Annotated in this window: 9 protein-coding genes and 1 riboswitch; of the genes, 2 read left to right on the forward strand and 7 right to left on the reverse strand. The window is 66.7% G+C overall.

Annotated elements, in window-relative coordinates:
• Positions 1-9: 9 nt before the first annotated feature.
• Positions 10-1,395 (reverse strand): oxygen-independent coproporphyrinogen III oxidase, encoded by a 1,386-nt coding sequence (gene hemN, locus QU595_RS21095; RefSeq protein WP_410000534.1) that lies wholly within the window; start codon positions 1,393-1,395, stop codon positions 10-12.
• A 219-nt stretch (positions 1,396-1,614) separates the two neighbouring features.
• Here hemN and QU595_RS21100 point away from each other — a divergent pair, with 219 nt between their 5' ends.
• Entirely contained in the window at positions 1,615-2,313 is a 699-nt protein-coding gene (locus tag QU595_RS21100) for an adenosylcobinamide amidohydrolase (protein ID WP_315925536.1), read from the forward strand.
• On the opposite strand, the gene QU595_RS21105 is transcribed toward QU595_RS21100, so the two are convergent.
• From QU595_RS21105 to QU595_RS21120, 4 genes are read right to left on the reverse strand one after another with little or no spacing between them, the layout of a single operon-like run.
• Positions 2,298-3,089: an ABC transporter ATP-binding protein gene (locus QU595_RS21105; RefSeq protein WP_315925538.1), complete on the reverse strand. Its 792-nt coding sequence runs from the start codon at positions 3,087-3,089 to the stop codon at positions 2,298-2,300. The genes QU595_RS21100 and QU595_RS21105 overlap by 16 nt on opposite strands.
• The gene (locus QU595_RS21110; RefSeq protein WP_315925540.1) at positions 3,086-4,087 is read right to left on the reverse strand and encodes an iron ABC transporter permease; all 1,002 of its coding nucleotides are present in this window, start codon (positions 4,085-4,087) and stop codon (positions 3,086-3,088) included. Before QU595_RS21110 ends, QU595_RS21105 begins: the two co-directional genes overlap by 4 nt.
• Complete coding sequence (locus QU595_RS21115) at positions 4,084-4,941, reverse strand: ABC transporter substrate-binding protein (protein ID WP_315925542.1); 858 nt, start codon at positions 4,939-4,941, stop codon at positions 4,084-4,086. Before QU595_RS21115 ends, QU595_RS21110 begins: the two co-directional genes overlap by 4 nt.
• A 42-nt stretch (positions 4,942-4,983) precedes the next feature.
• The gene (locus tag QU595_RS21120; RefSeq protein ID WP_315925544.1) at positions 4,984-6,900 is read right to left on the reverse strand and encodes a TonB-dependent receptor plug domain-containing protein; all 1,917 of its coding nucleotides are present in this window, start codon (positions 6,898-6,900) and stop codon (positions 4,984-4,986) included.
• A 187-nt stretch (positions 6,901-7,087) separates the two neighbouring features.
• Positions 7,088-7,293, reverse strand: a riboswitch (cobalamin riboswitch).
• A 131-nt stretch (positions 7,294-7,424) separates the two neighbouring features.
• On the opposite strand from QU595_RS21120, the gene QU595_RS21125 reads away from it, so the two are divergent.
• Entirely contained in the window at positions 7,425-9,740 is a 2,316-nt protein-coding gene (locus QU595_RS21125; RefSeq protein ID WP_315925546.1) for a Tex family protein, read from the forward strand.
• Between the two features lie 230 nt (positions 9,741-9,970).
• Here QU595_RS21125 and QU595_RS21130 read toward each other — a convergent pair whose 3' ends face one another.
• Together QU595_RS21130 and QU595_RS21135 are read right to left on the reverse strand one after the other, a co-directional pair.
• Complete coding sequence (locus QU595_RS21130) at positions 9,971-11,524, reverse strand: SpoVR family protein (RefSeq protein WP_315925548.1); 1,554 nt, start codon at positions 11,522-11,524, stop codon at positions 9,971-9,973.
• Positions 11,525-11,532: 8 nt separating this feature from the next.
• Positions 11,533-12,843 carry a YeaH/YhbH family protein gene (locus tag QU595_RS21135; RefSeq protein ID WP_315925550.1) on the reverse strand — a complete coding sequence of 437 codons (1,311 nt, stop codon included), beginning with the start codon at positions 12,841-12,843 and terminating at the stop codon, positions 11,533-11,535.
• Between the last annotated feature and the right edge of the window lie 5 nt (positions 12,844-12,848).

Raw genomic sequence — 12,848 nt, forward strand, 5'->3', positions numbered from 1 at the left:
GTTGCCGCCTCAGGCAGCCTTGCCGTGCAGGCGGCCCGATTGGTCGACATAGGCGTCGAAGGCCGCCGCCGCCGCGCGGATGAGGAAGCGGTGGCTGTCTGCCAGCCGAACCACGCCGTCGCCGATCTCCAGGATGCCGTCCGCCTCCAGTTCGGCCAGCCGGCGATTGTCGTCGATCAGTTCCGCCGCATCGAAGCCGTGGCGGGCGCAGATCGCGGAAACATCGGCTTCGAAATCGCACATCAGCCGCTCGATGATTTCGGCCCGCATGCGATCCTCGCCGGTGAGGCGGTAGCCCTTGACGGTGGCCAACCGGCCGGCGGCGATATGCTGGCCGTAATGGCCGAGCCCGACTTCGTTCTGGACATACCCCTGGCGGGTCTGGCCGATCGACGAAGCGCCGAAGCCAAGCAGGGTTTCGCAGCGGTCGGTGGTGTAGCCCTGGAAATTGCGCCGCAATGTTCCGTTCGCCTGCGCCAATGCGAGGTCGTCGCCCGGCAGCGCGAAGTGGTCGAGGCCGATCTGGCGATAGCCGGCCGCGACGAGCGTCTCGGCAATCGCAAGCGCCTGCTCGCTGCGGGCTTCGCTGTCGGGAATGGCGGCCTCGTCGATCATGCGCTGATGCTTCTTGAAAGAGGGCACATGGGCGTAGCCGAACACGGCGAAGCGATCCGGGCGCATGGCAATGGCCGCCTTCGCCGTCTCGACGCATGAGCGCACATCCTGATGCGGCAGGCCGTAGATCAGGTCGAAATTGATGCGGTCGATGCCGGCCGCGCGCAGGTCGTGCACGGCTTCAGCGGTACGCTCCTCGCTTTGCACGCGATTGATCGCTTTCTGCACCACGGGGTCGAAACTCTGCACGCCCAGGCTGGCGCGGCCGACGCCGGCCTCTCCCAGCGCCTCGGCCATCTCGGCGGTCAGGGTACGCGGATCGATCTCGACTGCGGTCTCCGCGCTCGGGCTGAAATAGAAATGCTCGCGCAGCAGGCCGCTCAGCGCAAGGAACTCCGCCGGCGTGACGATGGTCGGCGTGCCGCCGCCGAAATGGACCTTCTCCACGCGGAGCGACGACGTCGCGCGCGCGCAAACCAGACCTATTTCCCGGCGCAGCGTCTCGATGTAGTCGGCAATCGGCCTGTCCTTGGCCGTGATGGTGGTGTGGCAGCCGCAATACCAGCACATGGAGCGGCAGAACGGGACGTGCAGGTAGAGCGACACCGGCTCGCCGGCGGGAATGGCCGCCAGCCATTCGCCATAGGCCTCCGGGCCGATTGCAGAGGAAAAACGCGGCGCCGTGGGATAGCTGGTGTAGCGGGGAAGGCGTGCGTCGCCATATTTGTGCAGAATGGAGGAATGCAACGGACTGTCCTGCGGCGGATGAGTTGGCTGCATCCTAGCGGGACGCCCGCGCGCCTTCTTTGAGGCGCGTCAATCGGCGGCCGGCCGGATGCCTGCCGAACCTGCCTCGAATTCCGCGATGACCAGACCGCTCGTTGCGCCGCTTCCGTCATCGAAGGACCACGCCGCCGCATGGCGTGGCGCGTCCTGAGCCTGTCGACACGGCCGTTCCCGCCGCGTAGTGATCAAGCGATCGTCCGGAGCGGGGAAACCATGGAAGTCAGTTGCAAACGGCCTTGGCTCGTCGCCGATCTCGGCGCGCCGCACCGCATGCTGAGCTGGTCGATCAGCGCGCCGGGGTTCGTCACGGCGCGGCGGGTGGTCTGGCGCGAGGTGCGCAATGCCGACTTGCCGCCCGAGCTCGACGCGCTGGAATGGTTTCGCAAGCAGATGCGGGCCGCCGGTCACGAACAGGCGGTCGGCCTGATCACCTCGCGCGACATAAGCCGCCATCATCTGCGGCAGGCCGATGTCGAAGGCGACGCGGCCACCTGCCTGGTGACGGCTGGCATGTCTAATGCCGAGCGTGTCGGCCGCCGCCGGCATCCGGGGCCGGCAGTCGGCACCATCAACCTTCTGCTGCGCGTCAACCGTCCGCTGTCGGATGCGGCCATGGTCGAGGCCATGTCCGTGGCCGTGCAGGCGCGCACGCTGGCGGTGCTGGAGGCCGGGATCGAAACCATGCCCGACGGCGCGGCCGCGACCGGCACGGGGACGGACTGCGTGGTGGTGGCTTGCCCGCAAGGCAGGGCCGAACGCGACTTCGCAGGCCTGCATACGCTGCTCGGCGAGGCGGCCGGCGCGGCCGTGCTGGACGCGATGCGGGCGGCCGTGGCCGAATGGAGGGCCGAGCAGCAGGCCGGAGAAATCTGGCAGATCGGTGGGGAGGCGCGGCCTCAACGCTGCGGCTGACCGTCTCCGACGAGATCGAGCGGCTGCACGAAGCGGCGGCCATCGGCTTCCCCGAAGAAGGCGGTGACGCCGTAGATTTCGCGCACGCGCTCGGGCGTCAGCACCGCCTGCGGCGGGCCGTCCGCAACCAGCCGGCCGCGATCCAGCAGCAGCAGGCGCGAGCACCAGCGCGCGGCGAGGCCGAGGTCGTGCAGGGAGGCTATGGTGCTCCTGCCTTCGGCCGCCAGGTTGGCGAACAGGCGCATCAGGGCGATCTGGTGATGCGGATCGAGGCCGGCGGCCGGCTCGTCGGCCAGGAGCAGCGGCGTTTCCTGCGCCAGCGCACGCGCGATCAGCACGCGCGCCCGCTCGCCGCCGGAAAGCTCGGTGGCGGGGCGCTCGCGGAAGGTGTCAACTTCCATGCGCCGCATCGCCTCGTCGATCGCCATGCGGTCGGTGGCGCCGAGAGCGGCGAAGGCGGGCCGGTGCGGGGCGCGGCCTAGCGCCACCACCATTTCCACCGGCACGTCCCAGGCGATGTCCCGATCCTGCGCCAGATAGGCGATCTTCGCCGCCCGCTGGCGCGCGGTCATATCCGCGGCGCGGCTTCCGTCGATCTCGATGGCGCCGGCCGAGGGCACGAGGCCGACGATCGAGCGCAGCAATGTGGATTTGCCCGCGCCGTTCGGGCCGATCAGGCCGACGAATTCGCCCGCCTCCACGGTCAAGGACACGCCGTCAAGCACCGGCTTCGATCCGAGCGAGACGTCGAGGCTGGAAACCGACAGCAGCGTCATGCCAGCCTCCGGCGCGTGCGGTAGACCAGCCACAGGAAGAACGGGGCGCCGACGATGGCGGTGAGCACGCCCAGCTTGAGATCGCGCTCGGGGGCGATGAGGCGCACGGCGATATCGGCCGCCAGCACCACCGAGGCGCCGCCGAGCGCGCTGGCCGGCAGCAGGCGCGAAGGGCGGGAGCCGACCAGCGGCCGCAATATATGCGGCACCACCAGCCCGACGAAGCCGATGGCGCCGGCCACCGCGGTGGCCGCGCCGACCGAGGCGGCGGTGCCGAACACGGCCAGGAACTGCACGCGCCGCAGGTCGATGCCCATGCTGGCGGCGGTGTCGTTGCCAAGTGTCAACGCGTCGAGCGCGCGGCCGAGCATGGCCAGCATGACCCAACCGAGGAGCATGAAGGGCGCGGACAGCCACACATGCACCATGGAGCGATCAGTCAGCGAGCCCAGCATCCAGAACATGATCTCCATCGCCGCGAAGGGGTTGGAAGAGAGGTTGAGCGCCAGCGAGGTCATGGCGGCGGCGAAGCTGGAGACAGCGACGCCCGCCAGGATGATGCTGAGCGCGCCTCCGCGCAGGCCGGCCAGCATCTGCACCACGACGACGGCGACCACGGCAGCGGCAAGGGCCGCGAGCGGCAGCGCCAGCGCGAACATCGCCGTCAGGCCCGAATAGATGGCCAGCACCGCGCCCAGCGAGGCGGCGGCGCTGATGCCGATCAGCCCCGGTTCGGCCAGCGGGTTGCGCAGATAGCCCTGGAGTGCAGCGCCCGAAAGCCCGAGCGTGGCGCCGATCATCAGGCCGAGCAGCGCGCGCGGCAGGCGCACTTCCCGCATGATGAGGGCGATGGCGTCGCGCTGGTCGGAAAACAGCGCGCGAATGCTCTCGGAAAAGGCGATGGCCGCCGGTCCGACGCCGAGCGAAAGCAGGAAAAGCAGGGCGGTCAGGCCGCCGAGGCCGCACAGCAGCAGCCTGTATCTTGCCGTGTCGTTCATCGGCGCTCCGGGATCTTCGACGCGGCCTGCTGCAGCATCCTGACAGCATCGACGGTGAACGGGCCGCCGCAGATCGTGTATCTGGCCGGCAGCGCCACCGGAACGGCCTGACGGACGGCCTCCCTGAAGGCGGGGTGGACGAGATTGTCCTGGGCGACGGAGTGGGCCGCATAATGCGGGTTCTCGCCCGCCACGAGGTCGGGTCGCGACAGGATCAGCGTTTCCAGCGGCAGCTTGGCCATGCCCGTCAGCCCGAGCTTCGAGGCGATGTTGGTCAGGCCCGCAGCCTGGATGACCGCATCCACCAGCGTTCCGGTTCCCGAGGTGTAGCTGTTCGGCTCCCATGCCGCGATGGTGAGGTCCGGCCGTTTGCCGGCTTCCAGCGCGGCAAGGTCGCGGTCCATCGCTGAGACGATCTCGTCCGCCCGCGCCCGGTGCCCGAGAAGGTCGCCCATGCGCCGGAAACCGGCACGGATGTCGCCGATGGACTCGGCGGGCGCGAATTCCTCGACGCGTATGCCAAGCCGGCGCAAAAGCTCGACCGTGGCACGCGTCGTGTAGGTGCCGGCGAGCACGAGATCCGGCCGCATGAGGAAGACCTCCTCCGCCAGCCCGTGATTGACTACGTAGTCTCGGGCCTCGTCCACCATCATCGAGGATTGCGGGTCCGAGGCGAGGTCGGACACGGAATAGAGCTGGCCCTTGCCCGCGACCAGCATGGCCATCTGGTCGGTGCAGAGGTTCAGCGACACGACGCGCCCGGGCGGATCGGAGGCGAGGGCGGGAACGGAAAAGGCGAGGGCGGCTGCCGCCAGCAGCGTTGCCGTCCTTGTCCCTGATCGCTTCCGTCCCATCGCCTTCCTTCGAACCCGGCTTGCCCCTGACTTGGCGCGTCCTCAGAACTCGCGGGTGAAACTCAAATCCATGGTGCGGCCCGGGGCTCTGTAGTACCGTTTGGTTTGATATTGCGCATTGAACATGTTCTCCACCGAGAACTTGAAGCGCGAACGGTCATCCAGCGAATATCGAGCGACGAAGTCGGCAGTCACATAGTCCGGCAGCTTGATTTGGTTGGCTTCGTCGGCGTAGCGGGACGCGCCGTAGAGAACCCTGCCGGTCAGATCGAGTTGCGGCGTCGGGCTGTAGGTCAGTTCGGCCGTGGCCTTGAAGCGGTCGGCATAGATCACATAGCGCCCGGGCGCATCCGGGCTGACATTGAGCGGCTGGCGGATGTCGATCGAAGCCCCGCCGCTCCATTCCTCGTTGAAGCGGTGGGACAGGGTGGCCTCGAAGCCGGTGATCCTGACCTGCTGCACGTTGTCGGGGTGCCAGGCACCGAACGGATCGCTCGGGTCGATAGGCGCCCAATTGATCTGGTCGCTGATCTCGTTGCGGTAGACGGCCATGTCGAGGCTGGTGTCGTCGCTTGCCTGCCAGCGCAGGCCGACCTCGTAGGAACGGGATTTCTCCGGCTTGAGGTTCGGATTCCCCGGAGTGAAGGGATCGGGGTAGTAAAGATCGTTGAATGTCGGCGCCCGGAAGCCCGTGGCGAAGGACGCGCGCGCGACCAGTCCGCCGGTCAATTCATAGCTTGCGCCGAGATTGTAGGTGGTGGCCCCGCCGAACTGGCTGTTGTGATCGTAGCGCAGTCCGGAATCGATGTTGAGAGCTTCGTATTCGAAAGAATACTGGCCGAAAACCGCGGTCAGGTCGCGGCTCGTCCTGTCATAGGCCGCGCCGGAAATCGAACTGCCTGCAACGGATTCGCGATAGGCTTCCACGCCGCCGAGAAAGACGTGTCGCGTCGCATCGGTTTCAACGGTCTTCTGCGTGGAAGCGAATATGCCGTAGCGACGGGTATCGAAATCGTCGCCCTTGATGTCGCCCCGGAAGCTGGAGGTGTCGTCCAGCGCGGACGACAGTTCGACGGTGGACGACCAGGTGTCGGAATGGTCGATCCGGGTACCGAGCTTGCCCGAGAAATTGTCGGTGTCGGCCTCATTGGCCGTCGGGAAGTTGCTGTCATACTGGATGCGGCCGCGTGCGTAGAGGCCGTCTGCGTAGATGCGGCCCCAATCCAGGTCTTTCGCCAGCGAGAAATTGGCCGAACCCTGCCGGAAGCCGTCCCGATCCGGTTCATGGCCCCAGGCAGTTGGCAAAGTGAAATCATAGCCCTGCGTGCCGATTACCTGCGCGCCAAGCGCGTAGTCGATGCCGCTCTCGCTCCTGCCCTGAAGACCGCCCGAGACATAGCCGCCCCACGGGTGCATCACGCCGACGGTCGCCGAACCGCAGGAATTGCGGCCGTCGGCACAAACGCCGCCCTGTTTGGTGATGATGTTGATGATGCCGCCTATGGCATCGGCTCCATATTGGGCCGAGTGCCCGCCCTTGGCGATTTCTATGTGGTCGATCGAGGAAAGTGGGATGCTGGACAGGTTCACTGTTCCGACCGTGGCCGATCCGGCGCGCACGCCGTTGACCAGCACGAGCGTCTGGGCAGCGGTGGTTCCGCGGATGGATACGCTCGAATCGGCGCCCAAGCCGCCGTTGGAGGTTATGGTCACGCCGGTATAGGTCTTCAGTAGCGACGGCAGGTCGGGTGCGGCCGATCGCTTGATCTCTTCCTTGTCGATCACCGTCACCGAAGAGGTGGAGCGTTCGAGCGAGGTTTCGCGCCGCAGCGGCGTGCTGATCAATATGCGGTCCAGTTTGGTCGTGCCCGCCGTGCCGACCGCATCGGCATCCTGTGCGCCGGCATGGCCCGTCAGCGCCAGCGCGGCGACGCCGGCCAATAATATCGTTCTTCCCATAATCGGCCCCCAAGACATACGGGCGGCGAGATCATCGCCCCGAGGTTCATCACGAACCGCAGCGATTCCGGTCGATCTGGGAGTGGCGGACCTCCGTCCGCAGCGACCCTCGGCCGTCACCGGCATGCGGCAACACGTTCAGTGTCACCGCCACGGACGACCGCGCCTGACCACACCCCGTGGCCAAGCATGGGTGACCGGAAAAGGCAGGTCTCCTGACTTCCGTGTCCTCGCCTTTCCTCCGCCTTCCCGGCCGCACGGGGCGGACAGTGGCGTCGTGGAGAAAGGCTCGACGGTTACAGTTGCGGGGGCAGTCGCGGCTTTGGCCGAAACGGCCGCACCGCATTCCCTTTTCATCCGCCTTGCGGCGGAACCAGTTCCGGCCGGGACGCTAGTCGCCGCGACACGCTTCGTCAATGTGCGCAGGATGTCGCGGTTTGTTTCCATGTTGTGGAAAACCGCCGCTGGTCCGTGTCCGGCAATGGCTCTATGGTCGCCGGCCATCCATCGATTCCGGGATTTCCATGGCCACCGACATCAAACGAATCGCCACGATCATCGCCGCCGAGATCAATGCGCGGCCGGAGCAGGCCGCCGCGGCGATCGGGCTGCTGGACGAAGGCGCGACGGTGCCTTTCGTTGCGCGCTACCGCAAGGAAGTCACCGGCGGGCTGGACGACACGCAGCTTCGTCTGCTCGATGAGCGGCTTGCCTATCTGCGCGAGATGGATGCCCGGCGCGACACCATCCTCGGCTCCATCCGCGAGCAGGGAAAGCTGACGGAGGACCTGGAAGCGAGGATCGCCGCCGCGACGACCAAGGCGGAACTGGAAGACATCTATCTTCCCTACAAGCCGAAGCGGCGCACCAAGGCCGAGATCGCGCGCGAGAGGGGGCTTGGTGCCCTGGCCGAGGCGATCCTGGCCGACCGGGCGGCGGTGCCGGCGGAACTCGCCGCCGCCTATGTCACCGGCGACGTTCCGGACGTGAAGGCGGCGCTGGAGGGCGCGCGCGACATCCTGGCCGAGCAGTTCGCCGAGAACGCCGATCTGGTCGGCAGGCTGCGCGCCTATATGAAGGACCGCGCCTTCCTGCGCTCGCGCGTGGTGGACGGCAAGCAGGAGGCCGGCGCGAAGTTCTCCGACTATTTCGACCATGTCGAGCGCTGGGCCGGCGTGCCGAGCCACAGGGCGCTGGCCATGTTGCGGGGCCGCAACGAGGAGGTGCTGGCGCTCGACATCGAATTGGACGCCGACGACGCCTCGCCGGTCAAGCCGGCGGAGCGCATGGTGGCGGAGGCCTACGGCATCGGCCGGCAGCTTGCGGGCGACCTCTGGCTTGCCGAGGTGGCCGGCTGGAGCTGGCGCGTGAAGCTGAACCTGCATCTCACCCTCGACCTGATGCGCGACCTGCGCGAGCGGGCCGAGGAGGAGGCGATCCATGTCTTCGCCCGCAACCTGAAAGACCTGCTGCTCGCGGCGCCAGCCGGATCGCGGCCGACCATGGGGCTCGATCCCGGCATCCGCACCGGCGTCAAGGTCGCGGTGGTGGACGGTACCGGCAAGCTGGTGGACACGACGACGGTCTATCCGTTCCCGCCGAAGAACGATCTGCGCGGCACGCAGGCGACGCTCTCCGCCCTGATCCGCAAGCATGGCGTGGAACTGGTGGCGATCGGCAACGGCACCGGCAGCCGCGAAACCGAGAAGCTGGTGGCCGAAATGCTCGGCGACATGCCGGCTCCCAAGCCGCTGAAGGTGATCGTCTCGGAGGCTGGCGCCTCGGTCTATTCGGCCTCGGCGACGGCGGCGGCGGAATTCCCCGATCTCGACGTGTCGCTGCGCGGGGCGGTGTCGATCGCGCGGCGCCTGCAGGATCCGCTGGCTGAACTGGTCAAGATCGAGCCGAAATCCATCGGCGTCGGGCAATACCAGCACGATGTCGACCAGTTCAGGCTGGCGCGCGCGCTGGACGCGGTGGTGGAGGATGCCGTGAACGCGGTCGGCGTCGACCTCAACACGGCTTCGGCCTCGCTGCTGGCGCGGGTTTCGGGCCTTGGAGCCTCGCTGGCCGAGGCGATCGTGGCGCACCGCAACGCCAATGGTCCCTTCGGCAGCCGGAGCAAGCTTCTGGAGGTCGCGCGCCTCGGCCAGCGCACCTTCGAGCAATGCGCGGGCTTCCTGCGCATCCCGAACGGCGCGGAACCGCTCGATGCCTCGGCCGTGCATCCGGAAGCCTATGGCGTGGCCAAGAAGATCGTGGCGGCCTGCGGGCGCGACGTGCGCGCGCTGATGGGCGACAGCGCGGCGCTGAAGGTGCTCGACCCGCGCCGGTTCGTGGACGAGCGCTTCGGCCTGCCGACGGTGCGCGACATCATCGCGGAACTGGAGAAGCCCGGCCGCGACCCGCGCCCCGGCTTCCGGACGGCCGCTTTCGCCGACGGCGTGGACGACATCAAGGACCTGAAGCCCGGCATGCTGCTGGAGGGGACGGTCACCAATGTCGCGGCGTTCGGCGCATTCGTCGATATCGGCGTGCACCAGGACGGGCTGGTGCATGTGTCGCAACTCGCCGACCGTTTCGTGAAGGACGCGCACGAGGTGGTCAAGGCCGGCGACGTGGTCAAGGTGCGCGTGGTCGAGGTCGACACCAAGCGCAAGCGCATAGGCCTGTCGATGCGCAAGGACGGTGCTTCGGGCGCGAAACCGGCGGCGCGCGCGGAAGGCAAATCCGGCGGCAGCCCGCGACAGGGCGAACGCAAGGGCACGCCGGCCGGCGCGGGGAACCAGCCGCAAGGCGCTTTCGGCGCGGCCCTCGCCGAGGCGTTCAAGCGCAGATAGAACGATCTTCGCGAAGAACATCCCCGCCTGCTTCCGTGGAGCAGGCGGGTCCGGCAGCCAAGGGGGCTTGGGTTCGGCCACCGGACCCTCACCCGAGTCGGGCACCCGGGCTGGCGCTTGATAGCATCGCGCCGGCCGACGATACTCGCACAACGTGCGGATTGCCCCCGTCGGAGCGTCAACACTCTTAACACGAAGTTAACTTAAGTTATCTTCGGCGTGCGGGACGTTCAATCGCCGTCGGTGGAGCGCTCGTAGACCGGATCGCCGGTCTCGGCGTCGGTCCCGACCAGGCTGACTTCGTAGCCCCATAGCCTGCGGATATGGCGCAGGGTGGCCGCGCAGCCTTCCTCCTCCAGCAGGATCCCGTCCTTCACCTCGTGCTGGAGGCGCAGGGTCCGGTCGCCGAGCAGGTCGACGTCCACCACCTGGATGTTCGGCCGGGTGGCGCCGATGTCGTAGCGCTGGGCCAGCGCGGACCGGACTTTCTCATAGCCGCGCTCGTTGTGGATCGGACCGACCTCGTAGTGCGAATCGCTGGCGTTGTCGCCAAGGACGAAGAAGCGCCATTTGCGGATCAGGGTCGGGCTGAGATACTGCCGGATGAAGGACTCGTCGCGGTGGTTGGCCCAGGCGTCGAGCAGCGTCGCGCGCCAGTCGCCGTTGCCGGCGATATCGGGAAACCAGTCCTTGTCCTCGGCCGTGGGCTCCATCGAGATGCGCTGGATGTCCTGCATCATGTCGAGGCCGAGCGCGTAGGGGTTGATGCCCGAATAGCGCGGATCGTCGAAGGAGGGCTGGAAGACGACGTTCGAATGGTTGCGCAGGATTTCGAGCATGGTGCCTTCGCTGATCTGGCCCCGGTCGAAAAGCGTGTTCATGATCGTGTAGTGCACGAAGGTGGCGCAGCCCTCGTTCATCACCTGCGTCTGGCGCTGCGGGTAGAAATACTGCGCGATCACCCGCACGATCCTGAGCAGCTCGCGCTGCCAGGGCTCCAGGATCAGGCTGTTCTTCTCGAGGAAATAGAGAAGGTTCTCCTCCGGCAGCTTGAGCGACTTCTTGCGTTCGGCCGCCTTGGCCTCGCTCTCGTCGGCCCGTTCGTCGTCGTCATGCGAACGGGGCAGGGTGCGCCACAGGTCGTTGAAGGTGCGCTCCTCATATTCGAGCCGTTCGCGCAGGCCTTCGCGCTGCTTCTCCGACGACAGTTTCGGCGGCCTGCGGTAGCGGAATACGCCCTGCTCCATCAGGGCATGTGCCGAATCCAGCACGGATTCGACAGCGGAAAGCCCATGCCGCTCTTCGCAATGGGTGATGTAGCTCTTGGCGAAGTCGAGATAGCCAAGGATGGCGGCTGCATCCGTCCACTGGCGGAACAGATAATTGTTCTTGAAGAAATGGTTGTGGCCGAAGGCGGCGTGGGCGGTCACCAGGGCCTGCAGGGCCATGGTGTTCTCCTCCATCAGATAGACGATGCAGGGGTTCGAGTTGATGACCAGCTCATAGGCCAGTCCGCGGCCGCCCTTGCGGTAAAGAAGCTCCTCATGGATGAAATGCTTGCCGAAGGACCAATGACGGTACATCAGCGGCATGCCCACGGACGCATAGGCGTCCAGCATCTGCTCGGAAGTTATGATCTCGAGCTGCGAGGGATAGACGTCCAGACCGAGGTCGTCGATCGCCACCTCTGCGATGGCGTCGTGGGCGCGCGACAGGGTCCTGAAATCCCAGTCGGATCCCGAAAAAAGCAGGCCGTGCCCGCTTGCCTGCCTGGCCGTCCGCATCGCCTTCTTCACCCTTTCTGCAAGGCCGGCTGCTTGGTGAACAGCCGCCGGAACACGGGATAGATGTCGGCCGCCTTGGCAATGCGGGTCATCTGGAAATTGGGCCACTGCTCCTCGATCTCGCTGTAGGCGCGCCACAGCGAGGTGCCGTTCTCGGTGGAGCCGAAGATGTGGCTCTCGCGCTCGTCGATGATCTCGACATAGGCGAAATACTGGCAGAGCGGCATGATCGCGCTGTTGAGCAGGGAGATGCAGCGCTCCGAATCGGTGACGAAATTGTCGCCGTCCGAAGCCTGCGCGGCGTAGATGTTCCATTCGTTGGAGGGGTAGCGCTCGGCGACGACCCGGCGCATTTCCTCCAGCGCGGTGGAGACGACGGTGCCGCCGCTCTGGGTGCTGTAGAAGAAGGTCTGCTCGTCCACTTCCTGCGCTTCGTGGGTATGGCGGATGAAGACGATCTCGGTGCGCTCGTAGCGCCGCTTCAGGAACAGGTGCAACAGCACGAAGAAGCGCTTGGCCAGATCCTTCTCCCGCTCGCCCATGGAACCGGAAACGTCCATGAGGCAGAACATGACCGCGCTGGCGTTGGGGACGGGCACGGCCTCGAAGCGGTTGAAGCGGATATCGACGGGATCGACATAGGCGACCAGCCTGCGCCGCCGCTCCAGCTCCTCGAGTCGCGCCTGCAGCAGCGCGATCTGCCGGCGCGCCGCGGTATCCTGCGGGCCGGCCTCCAGGGCGTCGAGCTGCCGCTGCAGGTCCTCGACCTCGGCGCGGCGGGGGCGCCTCAGGGCGATGCGGCGGCCGAGGCTGTTGCGCATGGTGCGCCCGACATTGATGTTGGTGGGCGAGCCGCTGACCGTGAAGCCGGCGCGGCGCGGCCGAAAGGCCAGGATTTCCTTGAGGTTGAGCTTGACCATGTCGGGCAGCTCCAGATCCTCGAAGAACAGGTCGAGCACCTCCTCGCGCGACAGAACGAAGCGGAAATCGTCCTCCGAATCCTGTTTCGAGGGGCGGGAGCCGCCGGCGCCGGCCCCTCCACCCGACTTGGGAATGCGGTCTCCCGGCGCGAACTGGCGGTTTCCGGGCAGGACCAGATCGCGGTCGCCGCTGTTCCTGGCTTCCTCGAAGCGGGGCTCGTCGGTTCCCTTGTGCGGTATCGACACCGCCCGTTCCGCATCGGCCTCGGCGATCTTGCCGGTGCGGATCTGGTCCCTGATGTTGCGCTTGAGTTCCTCGCGCGCGCGCCGCAGGAAACGCTGACGGTTGCCGAGGCTCTTGTCCCTCGGGTTCAAACGTCGATCGATGAAGATCGGCATATGGT

This window comes from Mesorhizobium sp. SP-1A (assembly GCF_032460275.1).
Taxonomy (GTDB): Bacteria; Pseudomonadota; Alphaproteobacteria; order Rhizobiales; family Rhizobiaceae; genus Mesorhizobium.